The organism is Solidesulfovibrio alcoholivorans DSM 5433, from assembly GCF_000702665.1.
GTDB classification, from domain to species: domain Bacteria; phylum Desulfobacterota; class Desulfovibrionia; order Desulfovibrionales; family Desulfovibrionaceae; genus Solidesulfovibrio; species Solidesulfovibrio alcoholivorans.
Window position 1 is genome coordinate 242,134 of the sequence record NZ_JNJA01000004.1, and the last position, 22,724, is coordinate 264,857.

Consider the following 22,724-nt stretch of genomic DNA (forward strand, 5'->3'; position numbering starts at 1 on the left):
GCGGAAAGGGGACGGCTAGGCCCGGCTGAAGTGCCGGTACTTGATGCGGTGGGGGATGTCGGCGTCCGCGCCCAGGCGCGCCTTGCGGTCGGCTTCATATTCCGTGAAGTTGCCGTCGAAAAAGACCGCTTGGCTTTCGCCCTCGAAGGCCAGGATGTGCGTGGCCACGCGGTCCAAAAACCAGCGGTCGTGGCTTATGACCAGCGCCGAGCCGGCAAAGGCGAGCAAGGCCTCCTCCAGCGCGCGCAGGGTGTTGACGTCCAGGTCGTTGGTCGGTTCGTCGAGCAGCAGCACGTTGCAGCCGCTTTTGAGCATGAGCGCCAGGTGCAGGCGGTTTTTCTCGCCGCCGGAAAGCACCTTGACCTTTTTCTGCTGGTCCTGGCCCGTGAAGTTGAAACGGGCGACATACGCGCGGGCGTTGACGTCCTTCGTGCCCAGGCGGATCGTGTCGTAGCCTTCGCCCACGGCCTCGAACACGGTCTTTTCCGGGTCGAGGGTCTCGCGATTCTGGTCCACGTAGGCCAGCTGTACCGTTTCGCCGAGCTTGATCGTGCCGCCGTCGGGCGTGTCCTGGCCGGTGACGAGGCGAAACAGCGTGGTCTTGCCCGCGCCGTTGGGGCCGATGATGCCGACGATGGCCCCGCGCGGCACGGTCAGCGACAGGTTCTCGAACAGCAGCCGGTCGTCGAAGGCCTTGGACAGCCCCTCGACCTCGACGACGTTCTTGCCCAGGCGCTGTCCGGGCGGGATGTAGATCTCCAGGTCCTTGGCCAGGCGTTCGCCTTCCTGGGAAGCCAGGGATTCGTAGGCGCTGATGCGGGCCTTGGACTTGGCGTGGCGACCGCGCGGGGACATGCGCACCCATTCGAGCTCGCGGGCGAGCGTCTTCTGGCGCTCGCTTTCCGATTTCTCCTCCTGGCGCAGGCGTTCCTGCTTCTGCTCGAGCCAGGACGAATAGTTGCCCTTCCAGGGGATGCCGCGGCCGCGGTCGAGTTCGAGAATCCAGCCGGCCACGTTGTCCAGGAAGTAGCGGTCATGGGTGACGGCGATGACGGTTCCGGGATAGCCGTGGAGGAAATGCTCCATCCAGGCGACCGTTTCGGCGTCCAGGTGGTTGGTAGGTTCGTCCAGGAGCATGATGTCCGGCTTTTGCAGGAACAGGCGGCACAGCGCCACGCGGCGGCGCTCGCCGCCGGAGAGCACGGACACCGGGGTGTCCGCCGGCGGGCAGCGCAGGGCGTCCATGGCCATCTCCAGCCGGCTGTCGAGCTCCCAGGCGTCGCAGGCGTCGAGTTTTTCTTGAACCTCGCCCTGGCGTTCGATCAGCGCGTTCATGGCGTCGTCGTCCATGGGCTCGGCGAACTTGGCGTTGATGTCCTCGAATTCCTTGAGCAGGGCCACGGTCTCGGCCACGCCTTCCTCGACCACCTCGCGCACGGTCTTTTGCACGTCCACGAGCGGGTCCTGCTCCAGGTAGCCGATGGTGTGGCCCGGGGTGAGCACAGTTTCGCCCTGGAAGTCCTTGTCCACGCCGGCGAGGATCTTCAGCAGCGTGGATTTGCCCGAGCCGTTGAGGCCCAGCACGCCGATCTTCGCGCCGTAGAAGTAGGACAGCGAGATGTCCTTGATGATCGGTTTCTTGTCGTGGAACTTGCTGACGCGGATCATCGAATAAATGATTTTATTAGGCTCGGCGGCCATGAAACCTCCTGGGAATGTCTGTGCTGTGGCGGCCGCGACCGGCCACAGGCTTCGGGTATGGCAAAAAACGCCACAGAAACGCAAGCGGCCCTCCGCATCCGGCCGATCGGGGTCGGAGGGAAGGCCGCCTGCCTGTCGCGCCGGCTGGGCCGGCCACGGGATGGACTACTTGTTCTTGCGCGCCAGGGCTTCCTGGAGCTTTTCGCCCAGAAGGCCCAGTCCGCCGCCGCCGCTATTCGCGCGCGTGGCCTTTTCCTTCTTGACGTAGTGCTTCCAGTCGTCGTTTTCGCGTTCGCGCTCGCGCTTGCCTTCACGGACTTCGCGTTCCTGGGTGCCGCCGACCGGGCCCAGGGTGATCTTGCGCCTCTCGGCGTCGATCTCTGAAACGATGACGGAGACCGTGTCGCCGGGCTTGGCCTTGTCATAGGCCGCCGGTTCCAGGGCGTCGCGGAGCTTGGACGCGGGGAGGAGCCCTGTCACGCCGGGGGCCAGATTGACGAACAGGCCGTACTGCTGGCGGTTTTCCACCACGCCCTCGACCGTGGAGTCGAGGACGAAGGTTTCGGGTACTTTTTCCCAGGGATCGCCGGCGGCTTCCTTGAGGCTCAAGGAGATGCGGCGCTTGTCCAGGTCGATGTCCTTGATCGCCACGGTGACGGTCTCGCCGGGGCTGACCACGTCGCCGGGCTTGGCCACGCGGCGGGTATGGCTCATCTCGCTCACGTGGATCAGGCCCTCGATGCCCGGGGCGATCTCCACGAACGCGCCGAAGTCGGCCAGGCGCGTGACCTTGCCTTCGACCTTGTCGCCCGCGGCGAACATCTCGCCGACGCTGTCCCAGGGATCGGGGCCGGCCTGCTTGATGGACAGGGAAATGCGGGGGCGGCCCTTCTTGTCGCGGTCAAGCGAAAGCACCTTGACCGTGACGGCCTGGCCCAGGGCCACGGCGTCCTCGGCCTTTTCGCAACGCGACCAGGAGAGTTCGGACAGGTGGACCAGCCCTTCCAGGCCCGGGGCCACCTCGACGAACGCGCCGAAGGCGGCGAACCGCGCGACCACACCGGGGATGACGTCGCCGGGCTGGGCGGATTCGAGGAAACGCAGTTCGGATTCGGCCCGTTCCTGTTCCTGCAGCTTGCGCCGGGAGACGACGATGTTCTTGCCGTCGCGTTCGAAAGTGGTGATGGCGAAACTGTAGGTCTGGCCCACGTGGACTTCGGGGTTTTCCGTGAAGCCCACGTCGATCTGGCTGACCGGGCAGAAGGCGCGATGATGGAGAATATCCACGTCGAAGCCACCCTTGCGCGAGGCCATGACCTTGCCCTCCACGGGCAGGCCGGCCTCGAAGGCTGCGTGAAGTGCCTCCGCCCCGCCCCGGCCCGAAAGCGCCTTGGACAGAGCCACCTCGTCGCCGCGCAGCGAAACGACGTACAAAGTGACCGTCTCGCCTTCGGCAATGGTCAGTTCGCCGTTTTCGTCGAAAAATTCCGCCTTGTCGGCCACGCCGTCGAGTTTGGTGCCGGTATCCACGACGACGGTGGCGTCAGTTACGGCGATGACGGTTCCGGTGATGCGGTCTCCAACGCTGATTTCGCCGCCACGTTCGGCCAGTGAGGCCTCCATAAGCGCGGCGAATTCGCCTTCGGCCGGCATTTCCTTGTTGTCCGGCGTCTTGTCTGCCATGATCGCTCCGAAAGAAAGGGGGTGTGATTTGGGCGCGAACGCGCCGGGGCGCAATGTAGCGCAGCGGCTGGCCTTGTCAAATGCGAAAAAGGCCCTACCCTAAAACTTTTGAACACAGGGCGCTTGCGGAGACCCCATGGACCCAGTCACACACATCGCTGCCGGCGTGCTCATCGGCCAGGCCGCCAAGGACAAATTCCCGGCCGGCCGGGCGCTCGTGCCCCTGGCCGCGCTGGCCGCCTGGATACCCGACGTGGACAACGTCGTCGGGCTTTTCGGCGCGCAGGCCTACATGCGCTACCACCGCGGCTACACGCATTCGCTTCTTGGCGGGGCGCTTCTCGCCTGGCTGCTGGCGCTCGTCGTCCACCGCTTCTGGGGGGCGGCCAAAACGGGCCGGCTCTTTGCGCTCTTTTACGTCTGCGTGCTCTCCCACCTTTTCCTCGATTGCATCACGACCTACGGCACGGGCGTCTTCCTGCCTTTTTCCGAAGCGCGCCTCTCGTTCGCGTCGGTCTTCATCATCGATCCCGTCTACACCCTGGCGCTTCTGGCGCTCATTGCGGCAAGCTACATCCGGCCCGCCGCACGCCGGGCTTTTGCCGTGGCAGGGCTCGCCGCGATGCTCGGCTGGCCGGCGCTTTGCCTTGGCGTGCGCGCCTTCGTCGCGGACAGGGCCGGGGAGCTTTTCGCCGCGCAGGGACAGAAGGTGGACGCCCTGCACGTGCAGCCCGACGCCTTCGCGCCGTTGTGGTGGAAGGTGATCGCCGAGGAAGGCGACACCTACGTCCTCACGGGCATCGACCTCGCCGCGCCGGGCACACTCCTGCCCGAGCGCCGTTTCCGCAAGGCCGGCCGGGAGGAGCTGGAAAGCCTCGCCCGCACGGCCCCGGTCTTTTCCCAGTACGTCTGGTTCACCGATTACCCGGTCGTGGATTCCCGGACGACGCCCGAGGGCACGACCCTGACCTTTAAGGATCTGCGCTTCATGGCCGTCAATCCCATTGTGGCCAAGGTGCGCGGCGACATGGTGCCCTTCACGCTCACGGCTTACCTCGACCCGGCCGGCAAGCTCGTGCGGGCGCTCTTTTCCCAAGTGGGCAAGGCCGAAGTGATCCTGCCACGGCCCTTGGACAGCGGGCCGGGCGTGGCCCAGGCGGGCGGCCGGGGTTGAGCCGACCGCCCGCGCGCTCCTAAGCTTTCGGTTCGAGCGGCACCCGGATTTCCGTGAGCAGCTCCCCGGGCGGCGTGGTCTTGGGGTCGTTGAGGTATACCTCCATGCTGGGCCCGGCCGCGAACTCCCGCCCCGAATCCGGTCCCCACACGCCGCACAGCCAGGCGTAGGCCGGGCCGAGATTCGTGTACGGCCCCTTGACCACGGCCGTGGCGTAGTCCCCGTCGCCGATGACCGCCACGGGCAGGTCGGGCGTGCCGGCGTACCCCTCGGGCACGGTCAGGCAGGCGTCGTAGCGGATTTTTTCCGGCGGCGTGATGCGCGGATCATCATGCCCTACGCCGATGAACCGGGTATCCGGCCCGAAAAGCCCGAGCCGCCCGGCCATCCCGCACAGCTTCTCCCAGGCCGCCTCGCACCGGTCGTACGGGCCGACATGGCGCACCAGGGCCACACGTAGCGGCGGCACGCGCTTGATCGTCACGGCAAGTTCCATCATCGGTTCCTCCCTGGTCACAGGGGGTAAGAGTTCCGTCAGGTCCCGGGGGCGCGTTTGCTCCCGGAACTCCTCGCGCCAGACGGAGGGCGGCATGCCATACGCGGCACGGAAAGCCCGCGTGAACGCTTCGGGGGCCTCGAATCCCGCCGCGAGCGCCACTTCCGTGACCGGCCGGTCCCCGTAGGCCAGCCGGTGCGCCGCCCGGGCCAGCCGCAGCCGGCGCAGGTAGGCCCCGACGCTCTCCCCGGTCATGCCCGTGAAGATGCGGTGGAAATGGTAGGGCGAAAAATGGGCCTCGCGCGCGATGTCGTCCAGGCGCCATTCCTCGTCCAGCCGCGCTTCCATGGCCCGCATCGCCCGCATGATCCGCCGCTGCCATTCCTTTCTCGTTTCCGCGCTCATGTTCCCTCCGCTTCCCTGACTAGCCGTTCCCGCGGCACTTCGCCTGACGGTTCTTGCGCTTTTTTCGCAGCGGCAATATTTGCTGAGTTGCGACTAAAAATTATTGTTGAACGATAATTCAATCTCGACTATCAGGAGCTTGTCCGGACGATTCCGCCGCCGTGCGGCGGGGAGCGCAAGGGCGCGGCGCGGCCGGCCGCGCCCTTGACAAAGCAAGGAGTCGGTACATGAAATGCTGCATCGCCCTGTTCCTGACGGTCGCGCTGCTTGCAGGCTGCGCCAAGACGGTGTCCACGAATCTTGCGACCGGTCAAGGCCTTGTCGCGGGCCGGCAATTGGGCAGGACCGCCGTGTTGGTGTGGTTCGGCTTCGAGGCGAACGACGCCAAAGGGAAAAAGAAAATCGAGAGAGTTCGGGAGATCGTCACGACCCGGTTTGCCCGTTTGCCGGGGACGACACTCGGCGACGCCGACGTCCTGGCCAAGGCGCTTGAACCCCTTGCCTGGCGCGACGCGGGCGACGTGGAGCTGCTTGCCGCGGCGCGCAAAGCGGGTTGCGACAGCGTGGCCCTGGTCGAAGTGGCCGCCTGCGGCGGCGAGTTGAGCATCGGGCTCATGCCGCTTCCGGTCTGGGCCGTGACCACGCGGTTCTCCTACCGGCTGCGGCTGCTCGACGTGCAATCCGGCACGCTCGTGCAAAGCGCCATGCGCGGCAGGCAAACCGGCGGGGCCTATACCGTGCGGGGCCTCGATGCGCTCATGCGCGACTTTGACGCGGACCTGGCGTCCGTGCTGACCTTCGCCACACCCCAGGCGAGCCTGGAAACGCATTGATCCCGGAGGACGCAATGGAAACGAAAAGCAATCTGGACGGCATCCGGAAATTGGGGGGCGTACTGGAGCGCGTCTGCCTGTTCGGGGCCGTCGCCGTCGTGCCGCTGACCGCCCTGTACTGGGCCGCCTTCAATGTCCTGCCCCAGGAAATGACCGCCTCGGTGGCGCAACTGGCCGTTTCGCCGCTGCTTCCGGCCTGGGTCCGGGCGCTTTGCTTCCTGGCGGCCCTGGTCCCGGCCACGGCGTTCATGGTCACGTTGCTGCGGCTGCGCTGCCTGTTCGCCCTCTACAAGGAAGGCTGCATCTTTTCCCTGGCCAACGTGGTCTGCTTCCGACGCCTTTCCAAGGCGTTGCTCTGGTGGGCCGTGGCCACGATCCTGTACACGCCGCTTTTCGGCATTGCCGTCACCGCCGCCAATCCGCCGGGCAAGCATATCCTGAAGCTCGGCATCGGGACCAATGAACTGGAGCTCTTCTTTGTCGCCGCCATCGCCGTGGTCATCGCCCGCGTCATGGAAGAAGCGCGCCGCCTGGACGAAGAGCAGGCCCTGACGGTATAGGCCGGCCATGGCGATCGTCATCAACCTGGATGTCATGCTGGCCCGGCGGAAAATGGCTTCCAAGGACCTGGCCGAGGCCGTGGGCATCACCGCCCAGAACCTGTCCATCCTCAAGACAGGCAAGGCCAAGGCCATCCGCCTCTCCACCCTGGAAGCCATCTGCCGCGAGCTGGCCTGCCAGCCTGGCGACATCCTGGAATATCGTCCCGACGCCACAAACCCGTCGTAAGGAAGGTCCCATGCCGTATTCCGTCATCCTCGCACACCCCCGCCCCGGCAGCCTCAACCACGCCCTGGCCCAGGCCGCCTGCGCCGTGCTGGAAGAACGCGGCGAGGAGGTGCGCCTTCACGACCTTTACGCCGAAGGCTTCGACCCGCTGCTGCAAGCGCAGGAAGTCGCGCGCGACGCATCCCTGCCCTCCCTCGTGGCCGCGCATTGCCGGGAAATCGCCGAGGCCAAGGGCATCGTCATCGTGCATCCCAATTGGTGGGGCATGCCGCCCGCCATCCTCGCCGGCTGGGTGGATCGCGTCCTGCGGCCCGGCGTCGCCTACGAATTCCTCGAAGGCGACGGGGGCGAAGGCGTGCCGCGCGGCATGCTGAAGGCCACGGCGGCAGTGGTCGTCAATACGTCCAACACCGCCCGGGAACGCGAGGAACGCGTTTTCGGCGATCCCCTGGAACGCATCTGGAAAGACTGCGTCTTCGGCCTTTGCGGCGTGACAAACGTCCGCCGCCGCATGTTCGAAACCGTGGTCACGAGCGACGCCGCGACGCGCCGCGCATGGATCGCGGAAACCGAAGCGCTCGTTCGTGATACCTTCGCCACACCCTAACCCAAGGAGCCCCCATGCCCCTCGTCTCCATCAAGATCACCCGCGACGGTGCGACAGCGGAACAGAAAGCCCGGGTCATCCAGGGCGTCACCAACCTGCTGCGCGATGAAATGGGCAAGAACCCGCAAACCACCGTGGTCATCATCGAAGAAGTCGATACCGACAACTGGGGCATCGGCGGCGAAACCGTCACGGTGCGGCGGGCAAAGGGATAGAGGGCAGGGGGGAAGGGAGGAAGGATGCCTCCGGCGGCCGGGGGGGATCATCCCCCCCGGACCCCTGGACGGGGGGAGCGGCAAGCGGGTGGGAGGACGGTCGGTGGGCGTTGCGTCGGGGTCTGTGGTCGCCAGCGGCGAAGCGCCGCATTTGAAGAGATTCCGTTTAAGGTTTTTTGTCTTAAGAGGCTTCCAAAGCAAAAATTCTAAGAATTCGCTCCGAAGGAGCGACGGCCTGGGGCCGGAATTTTCCCTGGCGAGCCTGCCGCGAAAGCGGCGGCAGCGGCAGGGAAAATTCCGGCCCCATCTTCGTTCCGCCCCCCGCCCGGCCTCCCGGTGCCCGCAGCCTCCCCGCGCCACGACGCCGACCGGGGGGACCGGGGGAAGTGACTCCCCCCGGCGGGGTTCGGGGCAGCGCCCCGACGGGTCCAGGGCAGAGCCCTGGCAGGGTCCGGGACAGCGTCCCGGCTTAAAAGCGTATCAGCCATACGCCGGCGGCGAGGAGGATGCTGCCGAGGAGGCGTTTGCCGTCGAAGGGGATGTGGGGGAAGCCGAGCAGGCCGAAGTGGTCGAGGACCATGGAAGCGGCGAGCTGGCCGGCGAGGGTGAGGGCGACCATGGAGCCTGCGCCGATGCGCGGGGCGAGGATGACGGTTGCGGTGACGAAAAACGCGCCGAGCGACCCTCCGACCCAGTACCACCAGGGCGAGGCGGGCAGCGCGCGGGCAAACGGCACGCCCTGGCCCATGACGGCGAGGACCAGGGCCAGGGCCAGGGTGCCAACCAGAAACGAGACGAAGGCGGCGGGGATGGCTCCGTCGATCATGCCGGCGAGTTTGGCGTTGATGCCGGCTTGTATGGGCATGAACATGCCCGCGGCCAGGGCCAGGATCAGGTAGGCCGATTGCATGGGGGCTCCGGGTCAATACGGCTTGTCGACGACGGTCTTGCCGATGGGGGCCAGGGCCAGCGCGGCCAGTTTGAGGTGTTGCAGGGCAAAGGGGATGCCGATGATGGTGATGAAGTTGGCCACGGCCGCGAGCAGGTGGCCGATGGCCAGCCAGACGCCGGCCAGGACGAACCAGATGATGTTGCCGACAAGGCCCAGGGCGCCGGTGCCGATGTCTTCGCCGGAGACGTGGCGGCGGTCCACGACTTCCTTGCCGAAGGGCCAGAACGACAGGTTGCCGAGCACGAAACAGGCGCGTGTCCAGGGCAGGCCGATGATGGTGATGGCCATGAGGATGCCGGCCAGGTACCAGCCGATGCCCATCCAGAAGCCGCCGAGGATGAGCCAGAGGATGTTCATGAGGAAATTGACGGGTTGCATGGGGGCTCCTTGGGTCAGGGGGTGAGGGTTTTGCGCATGAGGTTGGAGACGGCGCGCAGGTGGGCTTTTTCCTCCTGGGCCAGGGTCGCGTAGAGGGAGGCCGCTTCGGCGTCCTCGGTTTTTTTGGACAGTCGGGAGTAGAGGTCGAGGGCTTGCGCTTCCACGGAGGAAGCCAGTTCGAAGGCTTCCTGGGCGGAGGCGGGCGCGCCGCCGAGCTGGGCCAGGAACGCGTCGCCGGGCAGGCCGCCTTCGAGGCTGGGGGAAGCGCCGGCGAGCAGGGCGGACAGGTCCGTTTCGTCGCCCGTGGCTTTTCGGTAAAGGGTGTGGACGTAGTGGAGGTGGCGTTCTTCGAAGCCGGCCAGGCGTTCGAACACGGCTGTGGTTTCGGCGTCGTCGGCGTCCTTGGCGAGGATTTTGTAGAAGCCGCCGAGCGCCGCTTCCATACCGAGGGCCGTGCGCAGGATTTGCGCCGCCGATTCGTCGCCGCGCAGCAGGGTCATGCCGGCGTCCGGGCTGCCGATCGCGGCCGTGCCCTGCCAGGCCATGGCCCCACCGAGCATGTTGACGATGTCGGGAAAGCCCGCGCCGGCCAGCAGTTTGGCCGCGGCGGCGCTGCGGCCGCCGGAGCGGCAGTAGACCACCACCGGCAGGCTGCGGTCGATGGCGCCCAGCTTGTCCGGGAGATCGGGCAGGGGGAGCAGCGTCGCCCCGGGCAGGTGGAATTCCACGTATTCGGGCTCCATGCGGACGTCGAGGAGCGTCAGGTCGCCCTCGCGGGCGTGGTCCAGCATATGGCGCACGTCCTCGGCCGAGGCGTTCCGGATGGGATCCGGGGCGATTTCGCGCGACATGGGGTTCTCCTGGGTAACGGGTTGCGCAACGGCCTGCCGGTAGGGTAGGAAACGGCCAGCCTGCCCACAGCTTATGCGCGTGGCGGGGAAATCTTGTCAAGGCGGGGACGTATGGCGCGCGCGCGGTTGCTCGTTCCGGTATGGCTGGAACTTTTCTGCATCCTGGTGCTTGGCGGCGGCTTGTCCGTGGCCATGAACATGGCCCGGGAAGCCCCGCTTCCCTGGGTGATCGATTTCGCGGCCATGGACCGGCGCGAGGCCCTGCGCAAGGGGCTCGAGACGGTGGACGCCCACGGCGCGAGGATCATGCTCGGCAAGCCCGGGGTGGTGTTCCTCGACGCCCGGACCCCGGAGGAATTCGCCATGGGCCATGTGTCCGGGGCCAAGAGCCTGCCCCAGGAAACCATGTACGGCGACCTGGACGCGGCGGCCAAGGCCCTGGGGTTGACCGCCGAGGACAGGCTCGTCATCTACTGCGGCAACCTGCTTTGCGACAAGAGCAAAGAGTTGGCCGAGGCGTTGCGCACGGCGGGCTATCCCTACGTCACGGTGGTCACCGACGGGTATGAGGGCTGGACGGCCTCGGGCGGCCCCACGGAGGGCGGCATATGAAGGTGGTGTATTTCCTGCTGCGCTTTGCGCTGGGCTGCGTGTTCGTGGCTGCGGCCTGGGACAAGATCGTCGATCCGCTGGCGTTCGCCAAGATCATCCGCAACTATCAGATCCTGCCGGAGGTGCTCGTCGGGGGCGTGGCGCAGGTTTTGCCCTGGATCGAGGTGGTGGTCGGCATGTGCCTCATCACGGGCCTTTTTTCCCGCGGCGCGGGCTTTTCCGCCACGCTCATGATGGCCGTGTTCCTTGCGGCCATGGCCTGGGCCACGCACAAGGGCATCAGCACCCAGTGCGGCTGTTTCACGACCAAGGCCGACGACGCCATCTCCGCGCGGACCTTCATCCGGGATGGCTCGATCCTGGCAATGGCCCTGCTCGTGACCGTGGGGAGTTTCCTGCGGGCGAGGCAGGCCTGAGGCGTTTCCCCATGTCCGGGGTCAAGATCATTCCCATCGGCCAGCCCCGCACGGTGCGGGAGCGGCTGCTCGAGGCCCTGGGCGACCTGCTCGCCCGGGAGGGCTTCGAGAACATTTCCCTCGAGGCCGTGGCCAGGGCGGCGGGACTCGAGCGCGCCGTCATCCTGCGCCATTTCCAGGACCTCGACGACATGGTCACGACCTTCGGCCAAAGCGCCGTGTTCTGGCCGCCCGTGGCCGAACTGCGCGCCGAGGTCGCCGACCGCTTCGCGTCCATGCCGCCAAAGGCCCAGCTTGCGCACTTCTTCAAGGCGACCATACGGGGCCTGCTCGCGCGGCCGCGTACCCTGGACATCCTGGCCTGGGAGCTCATGTCGCGCAACCGCTTCACGCGGTTGCTCGAGTATCCGCGCGTGCGCTGTTCCCTGGAGTTTTTCGAAAGCGTCACGGGCGAGGTCCCCGATTCCCTGGACCTCACGGCCGTGGTCGCCGTGCTCGGCGGCGCGGCCATCTTCCTCACGGTCCGCTCCCGCCAAAGCGGGGTCTTCGGCGGACTCAACCTGTATGACGACGCGGACCGCGACCGCGTGGACCGGGTGCTCGACCTGATCGTCGCCGGCATCCTGCGCGAGGTCGAAGTCCGCTGAGACGGGAGGCTGCCATGCTCATGCAAGGCAAAAAGGCCCTGGTTTTCGGTGTGGTCAACGAACGCAGCATCGCCTACGGCATCGCCAAGGCCCTGCGCGACAACGGCGCGGAACTGGCGCTCGGCTACGCCGCGGAACCCATCCGCAAGCGCATCGAACCCATCGCCGAAAAGCTCGGCGCGCAGTTCGTCTTCCAGTGCAACGTGTCCCAGGACGAGGAGATCGCATCCGCGGCCGCGCTCGTCGCCGAAAAGTGGGGCAATGTGGACTGCCTCGTCCACTCCATCGCCTACGCCAACCGCGAGGACCTGGCCGGCCGCTTCATCGACACCAGCCGCGAGGGCTTCCGCGTGGCCCTGGACGTCTCGGCCTATTCGCTGGTGGCGTTGTGCCGGGCGTTCGAGCCGCTTTTCGCCCCGGGCGCGTCGGTGATGACCATGAGTTATTACGGCTCGGGGCGGGTGGTCGCCAACTACAACGCCATGGGCGTGGCCAAATCCGCCCTGGAGTCCAGCGTGCGCTACCTGGCCGTGGACCTCGGCAAGCGCGGCGTGCGCATCAACGCCATCAGCGCCGGCCCCGTCAAGACCATGGCCGCCTCGGCCATAAGCGGCTTTCGCACCATCCTGGAAACCATCGAGAACCGTTCGCCGCTTAAGCGCAACGTCTCGCTCGAAGACATCGGCCGTTGCGCGCTCTACCTCGGCTCGGACCTGTCTTCCGGCACCACGGGCGAGGTGATCTTCGTGGATTCGGGTTACAACATCATGGGCGTGTAGCCGTCGTGGCCGGCGAGCGCGAGGTGCTTGCGGCGCTGGGGCGCATTGCGGGCGTGGCCGGGGGCGTCGCAGGGGCCGGTCATGTCGATGTCCATCGGGTGCGCGGTAAGGCCGGTCTGCGCCGGTTCGTCGCGGCCATGTTCGGCGACCGGCCGGCTTGGCTGCGGCCGCTGCCTGGACAATCCGGACAGCCCTATCGCCGCCCATGCCCGGGCCGCTTGCGGCGCGCTGGCGCGCCAACAATGAGCGCATCCGCGAAATGGGGCTTTCCGCCTACGCCGCCTGGCTCGCGACGCAGCCGCGCTACTGAAGCGGGCGCTCCTAACCGCCGCCCACGGGCGGAAAAATCCCGACCCGGTCGCCATCGGCAAGCGCCCTGTCCATGTCCGCGCTGACGCCGTTGACGAACACGATCCTGACCTCGTCGCGGGGGATGCCCAGGCGATCGACGAGGGCGCTTACGGTTTCGCCGGGCGCAATGGGCAGGGCGTCGGCATTGCCGGGCATCTTCGGGGCCAGGGTGGCGTAGCAGCGCAATTCGATGGGCATGGTCTTTTCCTTGTCGCCCGGTCCGGGCGGCGATGTTTCATGACTTCTGTTTTTTAAAGCAGTGTCCATGCTCCTGTCCATCCGTTTGTGTCGAGGTGGCGCGAAAATACGGAGCATGCGTTGCCATCGACGTGGCGAGGGTGTACCACGTCACACAAGGGACCCTCTGCTTGTTGCCGTGCCGGGGGCCAGGGATCGACGGCGGGTGCTTCGCCCCGGACGCAGGGCCAGGGGCGGCATTTTCCAATATGTTTATCGGCGGCTTGGTCATGCGCAACAAGCTGGGATATCTCGTGGTTACGGCACTCGTCGTGATTTGCGGCGTTGCGGCCCTCACCTATGTCCGCCGTGGAGATGCGCCCGCGCGCCATGTCTGGTCGGGTGGGGAAATCACCGTGGGCTATTCGAGCGAACCGCCGTATTCCTTCCGCACCGCAGCCGGGAAAATCACCGGGGCCGCTCCGGAGATGGCCAAGGCCGTGCTCGCGCGCGCCGGGATCGGGCCGATCCAGTGGGTGCTTCTGGATTTCCAGCAGGCGATCCCGGCGCTGCTCGACGGCCGCATCGACATGATCGCCAACGGGCTTTTCATCACCCCGGCGCGCGCCAGGATCGTGCGCTTCTCCAGGCCCTACAGCCGGACGCCGCAAGGGCTGCTGGTCGCGCGCGGCAATCCCCTGGCGCTGCATTCCTACGAGGAAGCGGTGGGAAATCCGGCCGTCAGGGTCGCCGTGCTCGACGGATCCGTGGAACAGTTCGCCCTGGTCGCCATGGGGACGCCGGAGATCCGCCTGTTCGTCGTGCCCGATCCGGCGGGGGGCCTTGCCGCCGTGCGCTCCGGACGCACGGATTGCCTGGCCCTGACCGAACCGAGCGTCGTCTGGCTGGCCCGGGAATCGGCCGGCGAAGCGGAGGTGGCCCGGCCTTTCACGCAGACGCCGGAGCTGCCCCCCGGCCTGAGCGCCTTTGCCTTTCGCCCGGCGGATACGGCCCTGGCCGGGCGCATCGATGCGGCCCTTGCCGGGTTCGTCGGCACAGCGCCCTATCATGATCTCATGCGCCCCTTCGGGTTCGGCCTCGAAGCTGCGCCGCAGTGGAGCCGACAGTGAGGGATACGCCTCGGGTGCGGCGCGGCATGGAGCGTTCCCGCGGTTGGATCGACCTGCATCTGTACGCCATGGCCGCGGCGGCGGCTCTGACCGGCCTGCTCTTGTGGTGGACCAACGCATCCTGGCGGGAAAATTTCGTGATCTACCCGCCCATGCGCGGCAACCTGCGCCAATCCCGGGCCGACATCGTCAAGGGCTATCTGGCAGTGGAGCGCAATCTTGCCGGCGAAACCTCGGTCAGGCTCGCCGATGTGGACGGCTTCATGGAACAGGCGATCCACGGCATGGACAAGCTCCTTGCCTCGTTGCGCAAACCGGAGATGGGCCGGGACGTGCTCGCGCAGCAGTCGCCGGACCTCGACAACGGGCTGCGCGCCTACCGTCACGGCATCGTCCGGTTCCAGCAACTGCTGCGCCAAAGCCTTCTCGATCAGGAGCAGCTTCGTGCGCAACGCGCCGTGGAGCGCCATGCCGTGTTCGCCGAACTGGAAAAACTGGGCGACAGCCTCGATGATGCGATCGAGCGCTGGGTGCTCGCCGTGGCCAAACGCCAGGACCGCCTCAACCGGGTCCTTTTTTTCGTCTGGCTGTCGTTTTTGGCCATCCTTACCCTTACCCTTACCCTTGCCGGAAACAAACGACGCAAGGCCGAGGCGGCCCTGTCCGAAAGCGAAAACCGCTACCGTTCCCTGTTCGACGAGGTCATGGACGTGATCCTGGTCGTGGACGCCGGGACCGGGCGCATCCTGGACTGCAACCAGGCCGTGGCCACGCAGTGGGGATACGACCGCGAAGAGCTCCTCGGCCGCGATCCCTCCTGGCTGCGGCCGCCGCCGGACGGCCGGGCCCATCCGGGCATGTCCGGCGGCGCGGACGGTCCCCGGGCCCCGCTGCGTGAAATCCGTCTGGCCACGCGCTTTGGCGAAATACGGGACCTTTCGGTCAAGGCCGGTTTTTTCACCCTTGGCGACCGCGACGTCCGCCTGGAAATCTACAACGACGTCACGGAGCGCAAACGCAGTGAAAACGCGCTGCTGGAACGCGAGGCCACCCTGCGGCGGCTTGGCGACAACCTGCCCGATGGCGTGATCTACAAAATCGAGGTCCGCCCGGACGGGACGCGGCGCTTCCTCTACGTCAGCCAGGGCGTCGAGCGTTTGTTCGGCCTGGCGGCACCGGAGGTCCTCGACAATGCCGACAGCCTCTTCGCGCGCTATCTGCCCGAGGATCTCGACGTGCTGCGCCGGGCGGAAGCACAGGCCCTGCGCACGCTGGGCACCTTTGACGTCCAGGCCCGCTTCCATGACGCCACAGGCGCGGTCCGCTGGGGGCAACTGCGCGCCGCGCCGCGCCGCACCCCGGAAGGCGGCGTGGTCTTCGACGGTATCCTCGTGGACATCACCGATTACAAGCGTGTCGAGGAGCGGCTGCGCCAGGCCATGGCTGCTGCGGAATCGGCCAGCCGGGCCAAAAGCGAATTCCTGGCCAATATCAGCCACGAGGTGCGCACGCCCCTCAACGGCGTTTTGGGAATGCTGCAACTGCTCGAAGCATCACGACTTTCTCCGGAAGACGCCGACCATGTGGCCACGGCCCTGGCCTGTTGCCGGGGGCTCGTGCGCGTGCTGACCGACATCCTGGATTTCACCCTCATCGAGTCCGGCAAACTCGTGCTGCGAAGCGAGCCCTGCGACGTGCGCGCCCTGGCCGCGGAGGTGCTTTCGGTCTTTACCCTGGAAAGCGTGCGCAAGGGACTCGACGTCGCGGTCGTGGTGGACCCCGCGACCCCGGCGCGGGTCATGACCGATGTCGCCCGGCTGCGGCAGATTCTCTTCAACGTCGTCGGCAACGCCGTGAAGTTCACGTCCCGGGGCGCGGTGCGCCTGGATGTGCGGCAGGCATCTGAAATTGGCGAGGCGGTGCATCTCCTGTTCGCCGTGTCCGATACGGGCATCGGCATCCCCGAGGAGCAGATGGAGGCCATTTTCGAACCCTTCACCCAGATCGACGGCTCCTTTACCCGCAAATACGGCGGCACGGGACTGGGGCTCGGCATCGTCAAGCGCCTCGTCGGACTGCTCGACGGACACATCACCGTGGACAGCGTGCCCGGCCGGGGCACGGAGTTCGCCTTTGCCATTCGTTGCCGGCCGCTTCCGTCGCAGGAGGCCCGGGTCGCGCCCGTTGCCGCGGCCGCCCCGGACCAGGGTGGCCCGGTGCGCGTGCTGGTGGTGGAGGACGAAGCCGTCAACCGCCTGGCCACGGTCTCGATGCTGCGCAAGCTCGGTTTCGCGGCCGATGCCGCGGAGGATGGCGACGTGGCCCTCGAAGCCCTGGAGGAGAGCGACTACGACGTGGTGCTCATGGACATCCAGATGCCCCGCGTCAGCGGCGACGAGGCCACGCGGCGCATCCGGCGCGGCGAGCGCTCCGGCATCGACCCCGGCATCCAGATCATCGCCCTGACCGCCCACGCCATGGCCGGGGATCGCGAGCGCTGCCTGGCCTGCGGCATGAACGACTACCTGTCCAAGCCCGTGGACCTCGCCGCCCTGGGCCAGGCGGTGACGCGCGCCGCCTCCCAGCGCCGCGGCGGCGGGGCCTGACGCCCCGCCCTTGACGGAGCCCCGCGGAAGTGCTTGACCTACACGATGGAAACCCATGCACGGAGGTTTGACCCATGGCTCCGACTGTCATCGAATACCTGACGACACGCCTCAAGCAGAGCGGCATCACGGATGTTTTCGGCGTGCCCGGGGATTTCTCCTTCGCCCTGAACGACGCCGTGGAGAACGACCCGGACATGCGCTGGATTGGCTGTTGCAACGAACTCAACGCCGCCTACGCCGCCGACGGCTACGCCCGCGTGCGCGGCCGCGCGGCGCTATGCACCACCTATGGCGTGGGCGAGCTTTCGGCCCTTTGCGGCGTGGCCGGCTCGTACACCGAGCACTTGCCCGTGGTCCATCTCGTCGGCATGCCGAGCGTCTCCACCCAGCGGGCACGGCGCATCGTGCACCATACGCTCGGCGACGGCAGCTTCGACGCCTATGCCGACATGACCAAACCCGTGGTCGCGGCAAGCGCCGTGCTGACCCCGGAAAACGCGGCCTGCCAGATCGAACGCTGCCTGGAGGCGGCGCTGACGCGCAACCGGCCCGTGTACATCGCGCTGCCCCAGGATTACGCCGACGTGCCCCTGGCCGGGGAACTCGTCTGTGCGCCGGAAGCGCCCCAAAGCGATCCCGGAACGCTCGCCGCCGCCATCGAGGCCGTGGCGGAAATGCTGGACAAGGCCGGCACGGCCGTGGTGCTTGCCGGCTACCTCATCGCGCGCCTCGGGCTGCGCGAGGTGGCCAAGGGCCTGCTTGCCCGCACGGGGTTGCCTTTCGCCACCATGTTCATGGACAAGACGGCCCTGGACGAGACCCTGCCCGGTTACATCGGCCTCTACGACGGCCGTATCATGAATCCGGACGTGCGCGATTTCGTCGAGGGCTGCGACTGCGTGCTCAACCTTGGCGCGCTGTGGAGCGATTTCAACACCGGCGCGTTCACGGCCAAGATCGACCCCTCGCACATGATCGCGGTCATGCAGCACGAAACCCGCGTGGGCCACGCCACGTTCCGGGATGTGGAGATGCGCGACGTGATGGAGGGGCTGGCCAAGGTCGTTTCGCCCAAGCCCCGCAGCGTCGTCGGCCCCAAGGGCCTGGGCGAGCCCAAGGGCGCGCCCGGGGAGCGCATCAGTCCGGACTATCTTTACCCGCGCTTCGAGAAGTTCCTGCGCGAGGGCGACATCGTCATGGCCGAGACGGGCACCATCTCCATGGGGCTCGGGTTCGCGCGCATGCCGACCGGCGCGGAGTTTTTCAACCAGACGCTGTGGGGAGCCATCGGTTGGGCCACGCCGGCGGCTTTCGGCGCGGCCGTGGCCGCGCCCGAGCGGCGCACGCTCCTTTTCACCGGCGAGGGCTCGCACCAGATGACGGTGCAGGAACTCGGCCAGTTCGGCCGCTTCGGCCTCAAGCCAGTGGTTTTCTGCCTGAATAACGACGGCTACCTGATCGAGCGGCTGCTGTGCAAGAATCCGGGCAGTGCCTACAACGACCTCGCGCCCTGGGACTACACGCAGCTCCCGGCCGCGTTCGGCATGCCCGACTGGTTCTGCGCCCGGGCGACCAGCAACGCCGAGTTGGAGGAAGCCATGGCCAAGGCGGAAAGCTGCGGCGCGGGCGCGTACGTCGAGGTGGTCATGGACCGCATGGCGGCCTCGCCCCTGGCCAAGAAACTCGGGGAATCCATCCGTACGCTCTACGGCGACCACTAACCGCCGCGCGCGCCGATCAGGTTAAAGCGACCCCTTGCTAATGCACGGTCCGGCATGTAGAAAAATCCGGCGGTATGCAGCGCAATGCGGTATGCCGCTTGTGGAAAAACCTTGCCGCACACGGTGTGTCGCACCTTTTGCAGTCGCTAGGCAACGCCCAAGGGCGCACGCCGTGCGGAACAAAACAAACCGGACGTCGAAACCATGCCCCAGGCCGATCGCGTACCTTCGTTTCGCGCATTGAAACGCGTCTGCGCGCTGGTCGCGGACGATTCGTCCGTGATGCAGCATGTGTTGCGCAGCATCCTGCAAAAGCTCGGCGTGCCGGAAGTCCATGTGGCCGGCAATGGCGCCCAGGCCCTGGACATGCTCAAGGCCAACGCCGCCATCAACCTCGTGTTCGCCGATTTGAAGATGCCAAGGCTGTCGGGCCTGGGGCTGCTCGACACGTTGCGCGGTTCGGAGGTCTTCAAGGATCTGCCCGTGGTCATTGTCAGCAGCGAAGGCGGCACGGACAGCATTCTCGAAGCCGGCCGCCATGACGCGACGGCCTACATCGTCAAGCCGTTTTCCCTGGAGAAAGTGGCGGGCGTGCTGCGCAAGATCTTCCCCGAAGAAGTTTCGTAAGGCGAAGGGGCGCAAATCCCCGGCGCGGCGCGTCAGGCGGAAGCGTTTTCCCCGGCCTGCCTGAAGCGGGCGATGGCGTCCTCCACGGCGCGTATTTCCCTGCCGAGGGTCATAAGCGATGCCGTAAGGTTCACCGCATTGCCCTGATGGAGGGCGGTCTCGAGGGTTTCGGCGAATGCGGCGATGCGTTCCGCGCCGAGCTGGCGGGCAATGCCCTTGAGGGTATGCACGAACACCAGCAATTCCTTGGGCTCCGGCGCATGCCGGAGAAAGACGATCTCGAATTTGTCGGCGTTGAATTTCTCGAGAAAGCCGTCGCAGACATCCTCATAGAGCTGTCGGTCCATGCCCAGCCGCGCCATGCCGGCCTCGACGTCGAGAACGTCCCGGTCGTCGGCGCCAGCCAGCGCCTGCGCCTGCGCCAGCGCGGCGTCCTCGGGCTGTGAGCAGACGATGACCGCGTGGCTGCCGAGGGGCTGCAACTTCGCGGCAAGGGATTCGAGGTCGATCGGCTTGGCCAGGAAATCCTCCATGCCGGCCTGGAAACACTGCTGCTTGACGGAGTCGAGGGTGTAGGCCGTCATGGCGATGAGGCGCGTTTGCCGGTTGAGCGGCGCCACGCCGCCGCGGATGCTTTTCGCCAGCTCGAAACCGTTCATGCCGGGCATCTCGATGTCGAGAAACACGACGTCGAAGTGTTCCTGTTGCAGCAGGGCGAGCGCCTGTTCGCCGGAAGCGGCGAGGGTCGGGCGCTGCCCGAGCATGGAGAACATCTTCTCGGCGACCATGAGGTTGGTCGGCGTGTCGTCGACCACCAGTATCCGGAGCGCCCCGTGCCTGTCCGGTGCCGTGTCGCGGGCGGACGGCGCCTGTGCGCCGTCGTCGCAACCCCTGCCCTTGGGCAAACGCAGGGCGACGGAGAATTCGCTGCCGACTCCCGGCACGCTGACGACGCTGATGCTGCCGCCCATGAGTTCCACGAGCTGCTTGCAGATAGCAAGACCCAGGCCCGTGCCCCCGTACTTGCGGCTCATCGAATTGTCGGATTGGGTGAACGGTTCGAAGATGTTGGCGAGTTGGCTGGTTTCGATGCCGATTCCGGAATCCTTCACGGCGATGGATACGGCGTAGAGGCCGGCGATTTCCACCTTGTCCACGCGCACGGCGATGCGGATCTCGCCGAGCTGCGTGAACTTGATGGCGTTGTGCGTGAGGTTGAAGAGGATTTGCCGGATTCGGGACGGGTCGCCGCTGCACACGATGCCGGCGTCCCCCGTGTAATCGATGTGTATTTCGAGTTTCTTGCGCGCGGCAATGGGGCGCAGGATCTTGACGGTCGCGGTGATCAGGTCGCTCAGGTTGAAGTCGATGCGCTCCAGTGTGAGCTTTCCGGCTTCGATGCGGGAAAGGTCGAGCAGGTCGTTGACGATATCGAGCAGATGCAGGGAAGAATCCTTGATGATGCTCGCGCACTCCTTTTGCTCTTCGTTGAGGGATGTGTGCAGGAGATAGTCGTTGAGCCCCTTGATGGCGTTCATCGGCGTGCGTATTTCGTGTGTCACCTTGGCCAGAAAGTCCGTCTTCATCCTGTTCGCCTGTTCCGCGGCATCCTTCGCGGATTCAAGCTGTTGCTGGATGTGCTCTTTTTTGATGATTTCATTGTTGAGATCGTTGGTTCGTTCGAGAACAAGATTCTCCAGGTCCGTCTTGTAGTGATTGATTTCGTCGATGAAGGAATTGATCTGGTTGGCCATGGTCGTGATTTCGTCGGTTCCCGAAACGGAAATATGCGGCATGCAATCGCCTACGGTGTTTTGCTGCTTGATCTGCGTGATCTGGGACGTAATGCGCAACAGCCTGCGCAGGATGCGCTTTTCCACGAGAAAGACGATGGCGGCCAACAGGAGGAGGCCGCCGACGGCAAGGTAGACAGCGGCGCGCTTGTTCATGGCGATGCCGGCATGGACGATGTCCTTGTTGCCGTAGACGATCAGGCGAAGCTGTTTGCGGTTTGCCAGGTCGCGCAACAAGGTCACGGCCGCTGTCTCATTCTCGCCGATGTCGAAGATGGTGACGACTTCTTGTGCCTTCGTATGAAATGTCTTTTTGTCGGCACGTGCGATCCGATGCGGCAGTGTCATCGAGTCCGGTTCGACGTGGAATGGAATCTGTATTTTTTCCGAAAGATTTTGCATCATTCCCGGCGAAAACAGCCTCCCCATGACCAGCATGCCTTGTTGGGGCCCCTCGCCGTCGCTGGTGTGGATCGGGCAGCTCGCAATGATGGCAAGACCCTTGTCGAGAAGGGCGATGCCATGGACCCTGTTGTTTATTGACGATTCAGTCAGTATCTTGCTGTCCTTGAAAATGGCGTTTTTTATGTCTTGTGGCAGTTCGAAGGTATATTTGTTCTCGCCTGTATTTGTGTTGCTCCAGACAATATTCCCTTTGTTGTCTATGAACGCAATAAAATAGAGTGATAGCCTTTCTATGGTCCGTTCGTTAAGATTTGATTCTATGTAGTCTTTTGTCTTCCCTTGCATGAACATTGCGCTGTCATCCCAGACAGCCCAATCGACAACGGTCTCATCGAGCTTATGCGCTTCCTCATGCACCGTATTGGTGGCGCGAAGGACATCGGTCATAAGCGACGCGTACTCGAAATCGGTAAAGGCCCGGTCGAGGAGGTAGCTGTTGATGGAGATGTAGGAAGCGAACAGCAATACGGAGCCGAGGCAAATTCCCAACAGGGTGAACTTCCGAATGGACGCGCGCATAAACTATCTTCCACCTCTCCCGGACGAAGGCAATCGGTTCTTTGGAATGATTTTGGTATTGTATGACGATGCCCGGAAAATGCAACGCTTCGAATGCTGTCGGGAATGAATGGATGCGCTTTGAAAATATTCCCGAGAAGGCCTGGGCAGGGCGCCGATTTTGTCGCCAGAGGACTTTGTTGCGAGCGGCACGCGTCTTTTGGGGTCCTGCTGCGAGATGAAATGCGCAGAATGTAAAAATGCTGGCAGAGGCCCCGGCGCACGCATGTGGCGCGGTGGCCGGGGACTTTTCCTGCGGCGGGAAGCGGCGTTACTCGCCGATGATCTTGACCAGGACCCGCTTTTTGCGGTGGCCGTCGAATTCGCCGTAAAAAATCCGTTCCCAGGTCCCGAAATCGAGGCGGCCCTCGGTCACGGCCACGACCACCTCACGGCCCATGATCTGGCGCTTCATGTGCGCGTCGGCGTTGTCCTCGCCGACGTTGTGGCGGTAGCCGGACACGGGCTCGTGGGGGGCGAGCTTCTCCAGCCACACCTCGTAGTCGTGGTGCAGCCCGGATTCGTCGTCGTTGATGAAGACAGAGGCCGTGATGTGCATGGCGTTGACCAGGCACAGCCCCTCGCGGATGCCGGATTCGGCCAGGCAGGCTTCCACTTCGCGGGTGATGTTGACGAAGGCCCGGCGGGACGGGATGTTGAACCAGAGTTCCTTGCGATAGCTTTTCATGGCGCGGCTCCAGGGCGTTTTCGCCCTTGTAGCGCAGACCGGGACGCCTGTCCCGGTTTCCCCGGAG

General features: G+C 65.5%; 24 protein-coding genes. 14 read left to right on the plus strand and 10 right to left on the minus strand.

Annotation, left to right across the window (positions count from 1 at the left end; translation table 11 throughout):
* Positions 1-15: 15 nt before the first annotated feature.
* Together ettA and Q368_RS0109585 are read right to left on the minus strand one after the other, a co-directional pair.
* Positions 16-1,701, minus strand: a complete 1,686-nt coding sequence (gene ettA, locus Q368_RS0109580; protein WP_029458849.1) for an energy-dependent translational throttle protein EttA — start codon at positions 1,699-1,701, stop codon at positions 16-18.
* Between the two features lie 165 nt (positions 1,702-1,866).
* Positions 1,867-3,384: a 30S ribosomal protein S1 gene (locus tag Q368_RS0109585; protein WP_029458850.1), complete on the minus strand. Its 1,518-nt coding sequence runs from the start codon at positions 3,382-3,384 to the stop codon at positions 1,867-1,869.
* A 136-nt stretch (positions 3,385-3,520) separates the two neighbouring features.
* Between Q368_RS0109585 and Q368_RS0109590 the strand changes: the two genes are divergently transcribed.
* Entirely contained in the window at positions 3,521-4,558 is a 1,038-nt protein-coding gene (locus Q368_RS0109590; RefSeq protein ID WP_029458851.1) for a metal-dependent hydrolase, read from the plus strand.
* 19 nt (positions 4,559-4,577) lie between these two features.
* On the opposite strand, the gene Q368_RS0109595 is transcribed toward Q368_RS0109590, so the two are convergent.
* Entirely contained in the window at positions 4,578-5,459 is an 882-nt protein-coding gene (locus Q368_RS0109595) for an AraC family transcriptional regulator (RefSeq protein WP_029458852.1), read from the minus strand.
* Between the two features lie 227 nt (positions 5,460-5,686).
* Here Q368_RS0109595 and Q368_RS0109600 point away from each other — a divergent pair, with 227 nt between their 5' ends.
* Genes Q368_RS0109600 through Q368_RS0109620 form a run of 5 tightly spaced genes read left to right on the plus strand, consistent with a single transcriptional unit; the run spans position 5,687 to position 7,903 of the window.
* Entirely contained in the window at positions 5,687-6,292 is a 606-nt protein-coding gene (locus Q368_RS0109600; protein ID WP_052360094.1) for a hypothetical protein, read from the plus strand.
* A 14-nt stretch (positions 6,293-6,306) separates the two neighbouring features.
* Positions 6,307-6,852: a DUF2975 domain-containing protein gene (locus Q368_RS0109605; protein WP_029458854.1), complete on the plus strand. Its 546-nt coding sequence runs from the start codon at positions 6,307-6,309 to the stop codon at positions 6,850-6,852.
* 7 nt (positions 6,853-6,859) lie between these two features.
* Positions 6,860-7,081, plus strand: a complete 222-nt coding sequence (locus tag Q368_RS0109610; protein WP_029458855.1) for a helix-turn-helix domain-containing protein — start codon at positions 6,860-6,862, stop codon at positions 7,079-7,081.
* Positions 7,082-7,091: 10 nt separating this feature from the next.
* A complete protein-coding gene (locus Q368_RS0109615; RefSeq protein WP_029458856.1) occupies positions 7,092-7,688 on the plus strand; it encodes an NAD(P)H-dependent oxidoreductase in 597 nt (198 codons plus the stop codon).
* Between the two features lie 14 nt (positions 7,689-7,702).
* On the plus strand, positions 7,703-7,903 hold the full coding sequence (locus tag Q368_RS0109620) for a tautomerase family protein (RefSeq protein ID WP_029458857.1): 201 nt from the start codon (positions 7,703-7,705) through the stop codon (positions 7,901-7,903).
* 469 nt (positions 7,904-8,372) lie between these two features.
* On the opposite strand, the gene Q368_RS0109625 is transcribed toward Q368_RS0109620, so the two are convergent.
* Genes Q368_RS0109625 through Q368_RS0109635 form a run of 3 tightly spaced genes read right to left on the minus strand, consistent with a single transcriptional unit; the run spans position 8,373 to position 10,084 of the window.
* Entirely contained in the window at positions 8,373-8,813 is a 441-nt protein-coding gene (locus Q368_RS0109625) for a DMT family transporter (protein ID WP_029458858.1), read from the minus strand.
* Positions 8,814-8,825: 12 nt separating this feature from the next.
* A complete protein-coding gene (locus Q368_RS0109630) occupies positions 8,826-9,233 on the minus strand; it encodes a YccF domain-containing protein (protein ID WP_029458859.1) in 408 nt (135 codons plus the stop codon).
* Positions 9,234-9,247: 14 nt separating this feature from the next.
* Positions 9,248-10,084: a rhodanese-like domain-containing protein gene (locus Q368_RS0109635; RefSeq protein ID WP_029458860.1), complete on the minus strand. Its 837-nt coding sequence runs from the start codon at positions 10,082-10,084 to the stop codon at positions 9,248-9,250.
* 111 nt (positions 10,085-10,195) lie between these two features.
* Between Q368_RS0109635 and Q368_RS0109640 the strand changes: the two genes are divergently transcribed.
* The 4 genes from Q368_RS0109640 to Q368_RS0109655 are packed head-to-tail and all read left to right on the plus strand — an operon-like array spanning position 10,196 to position 12,538.
* On the plus strand, positions 10,196-10,696 hold the full coding sequence (locus Q368_RS0109640; protein WP_029458861.1) for a rhodanese-like domain-containing protein: 501 nt from the start codon (positions 10,196-10,198) through the stop codon (positions 10,694-10,696).
* On the plus strand, positions 10,693-11,112 hold the full coding sequence (locus Q368_RS0109645; protein WP_029458862.1) for a MauE/DoxX family redox-associated membrane protein: 420 nt from the start codon (positions 10,693-10,695) through the stop codon (positions 11,110-11,112). Before Q368_RS0109640 ends, Q368_RS0109645 begins: the two co-directional genes overlap by 4 nt.
* A gap of 11 nt (positions 11,113-11,123) precedes the next feature.
* Positions 11,124-11,759, plus strand: coding sequence for a TetR/AcrR family transcriptional regulator (locus tag Q368_RS0109650; RefSeq protein ID WP_029458863.1), 636 nt, complete (start codon positions 11,124-11,126; stop codon positions 11,757-11,759).
* A 14-nt stretch (positions 11,760-11,773) separates the two neighbouring features.
* Positions 11,774-12,538, plus strand: a complete 765-nt coding sequence (locus Q368_RS0109655) for an enoyl-ACP reductase FabI (protein WP_029458864.1) — start codon at positions 11,774-11,776, stop codon at positions 12,536-12,538.
* On the opposite strand, the gene Q368_RS0109660 is transcribed toward Q368_RS0109655, so the two are convergent.
* Together Q368_RS0109660 and Q368_RS0109670 are read right to left on the minus strand one after the other, a co-directional pair.
* Positions 12,517-12,720 (minus strand): hypothetical protein, encoded by a 204-nt coding sequence (locus Q368_RS0109660; protein WP_029458865.1) that lies wholly within the window; start codon positions 12,718-12,720, stop codon positions 12,517-12,519. The genes Q368_RS0109655 and Q368_RS0109660 overlap by 22 nt on opposite strands.
* Positions 12,721-12,859: 139 nt before the next feature.
* Positions 12,860-13,087 (minus strand): MoaD/ThiS family protein, encoded by a 228-nt coding sequence (locus Q368_RS0109670; protein ID WP_029458866.1) that lies wholly within the window; start codon positions 13,085-13,087, stop codon positions 12,860-12,862.
* Between the two features lie 269 nt (positions 13,088-13,356).
* Here Q368_RS0109670 and Q368_RS0109675 point away from each other — a divergent pair, with 269 nt between their 5' ends.
* The 4 genes from Q368_RS0109675 to Q368_RS0109690 all read left to right on the plus strand — a co-directional run bounded on the left by Q368_RS0109675 (position 13,357) and on the right by Q368_RS0109690 (position 19,153).
* A complete protein-coding gene (locus tag Q368_RS0109675) occupies positions 13,357-14,196 on the plus strand; it encodes a transporter substrate-binding domain-containing protein (RefSeq protein ID WP_029458867.1) in 840 nt (279 codons plus the stop codon).
* A 26-nt stretch (positions 14,197-14,222) separates the two neighbouring features.
* Entirely contained in the window at positions 14,223-16,802 is a 2,580-nt protein-coding gene (locus tag Q368_RS0109680) for an ATP-binding protein (RefSeq protein WP_029458868.1), read from the plus strand.
* A gap of 74 nt (positions 16,803-16,876) precedes the next feature.
* A complete protein-coding gene (locus tag Q368_RS0109685; RefSeq protein WP_029458869.1) occupies positions 16,877-18,526 on the plus strand; it encodes an alpha-keto acid decarboxylase family protein in 1,650 nt (549 codons plus the stop codon).
* Between the two features lie 204 nt (positions 18,527-18,730).
* Complete coding sequence (locus Q368_RS0109690) at positions 18,731-19,153, plus strand: response regulator (RefSeq protein WP_052360095.1); 423 nt, start codon at positions 18,731-18,733, stop codon at positions 19,151-19,153.
* A 32-nt stretch (positions 19,154-19,185) separates the two neighbouring features.
* On the opposite strand, the gene Q368_RS0109695 is transcribed toward Q368_RS0109690, so the two are convergent.
* Together Q368_RS0109695 and Q368_RS0109700 are read right to left on the minus strand one after the other, a co-directional pair.
* Positions 19,186-21,930 (minus strand): CHASE4 domain-containing protein, encoded by a 2,745-nt coding sequence (locus Q368_RS0109695; RefSeq protein ID WP_029458871.1) that lies wholly within the window; start codon positions 21,928-21,930, stop codon positions 19,186-19,188.
* 310 nt (positions 21,931-22,240) lie between these two features.
* Positions 22,241-22,657: a secondary thiamine-phosphate synthase enzyme YjbQ gene (locus Q368_RS0109700; protein ID WP_029458872.1), complete on the minus strand. Its 417-nt coding sequence runs from the start codon at positions 22,655-22,657 to the stop codon at positions 22,241-22,243.
* Positions 22,658-22,724 lie beyond the last annotated feature (67 nt).

Excerpts from the sequence above, each read along its gene's own strand:
- ettA (WP_029458849.1), bottom strand. The coding sequence starts at position 1,701 with ATGGCCGCCGAGCCTAATAAAATCATTTATTCGATGATCCGCGTCAGC.
- Q368_RS0109585 (WP_029458850.1), bottom strand. The coding sequence starts at position 3,384 with ATGGCAGACAAGACGCCGGACAACAAGGAAATGCCGGCCGAAGGCGAA.
- Q368_RS0109590 (WP_029458851.1), top strand. The coding sequence starts at position 3,521 with ATGGACCCAGTCACACACATCGCTGCCGGCGTGCTCATCGGCCAGGCC.
- Q368_RS0109595 (WP_029458852.1), bottom strand. The coding sequence starts at position 5,459 with ATGAGCGCGGAAACGAGAAAGGAATGGCAGCGGCGGATCATGCGGGCG.
- Q368_RS0109600 (WP_052360094.1), top strand. The coding sequence starts at position 5,687 with ATGAAATGCTGCATCGCCCTGTTCCTGACGGTCGCGCTGCTTGCAGGC.
- Q368_RS0109605 (WP_029458854.1), top strand. The coding sequence starts at position 6,307 with ATGGAAACGAAAAGCAATCTGGACGGCATCCGGAAATTGGGGGGCGTA.
- Q368_RS0109610 (WP_029458855.1), top strand. The coding sequence starts at position 6,860 with ATGGCGATCGTCATCAACCTGGATGTCATGCTGGCCCGGCGGAAAATG.
- Q368_RS0109615 (WP_029458856.1), top strand. The coding sequence starts at position 7,092 with ATGCCGTATTCCGTCATCCTCGCACACCCCCGCCCCGGCAGCCTCAAC.
- Q368_RS0109620 (WP_029458857.1), top strand. The coding sequence starts at position 7,703 with ATGCCCCTCGTCTCCATCAAGATCACCCGCGACGGTGCGACAGCGGAA.
- Q368_RS0109625 (WP_029458858.1), bottom strand. The coding sequence starts at position 8,813 with ATGCAATCGGCCTACCTGATCCTGGCCCTGGCCGCGGGCATGTTCATG.
- Q368_RS0109630 (WP_029458859.1), bottom strand. The coding sequence starts at position 9,233 with ATGCAACCCGTCAATTTCCTCATGAACATCCTCTGGCTCATCCTCGGC.
- Q368_RS0109635 (WP_029458860.1), bottom strand. The coding sequence starts at position 10,084 with ATGTCGCGCGAAATCGCCCCGGATCCCATCCGGAACGCCTCGGCCGAG.
- Q368_RS0109640 (WP_029458861.1), top strand. The coding sequence starts at position 10,196 with ATGGCGCGCGCGCGGTTGCTCGTTCCGGTATGGCTGGAACTTTTCTGC.
- Q368_RS0109645 (WP_029458862.1), top strand. The coding sequence starts at position 10,693 with ATGAAGGTGGTGTATTTCCTGCTGCGCTTTGCGCTGGGCTGCGTGTTC.
- Q368_RS0109650 (WP_029458863.1), top strand. The coding sequence starts at position 11,124 with ATGTCCGGGGTCAAGATCATTCCCATCGGCCAGCCCCGCACGGTGCGG.
- Q368_RS0109655 (WP_029458864.1), top strand. The coding sequence starts at position 11,774 with ATGCTCATGCAAGGCAAAAAGGCCCTGGTTTTCGGTGTGGTCAACGAA.
- Q368_RS0109670 (WP_029458866.1), bottom strand. The coding sequence starts at position 13,087 with ATGCCCATCGAATTGCGCTGCTACGCCACCCTGGCCCCGAAGATGCCC.
- Q368_RS0109675 (WP_029458867.1), top strand. The coding sequence starts at position 13,357 with ATGCGCAACAAGCTGGGATATCTCGTGGTTACGGCACTCGTCGTGATT.
- Q368_RS0109680 (WP_029458868.1), top strand. The coding sequence starts at position 14,223 with ATGGAGCGTTCCCGCGGTTGGATCGACCTGCATCTGTACGCCATGGCC.
- Q368_RS0109685 (WP_029458869.1), top strand. The coding sequence starts at position 16,877 with ATGGCTCCGACTGTCATCGAATACCTGACGACACGCCTCAAGCAGAGC.
- Q368_RS0109690 (WP_052360095.1), top strand. The coding sequence starts at position 18,731 with ATGCCCCAGGCCGATCGCGTACCTTCGTTTCGCGCATTGAAACGCGTC.
- Q368_RS0109695 (WP_029458871.1), bottom strand. The coding sequence starts at position 21,930 with ATGCGCGCGTCCATTCGGAAGTTCACCCTGTTGGGAATTTGCCTCGGC.
- Q368_RS0109700 (WP_029458872.1), bottom strand. The coding sequence starts at position 22,657 with ATGAAAAGCTATCGCAAGGAACTCTGGTTCAACATCCCGTCCCGCCGG.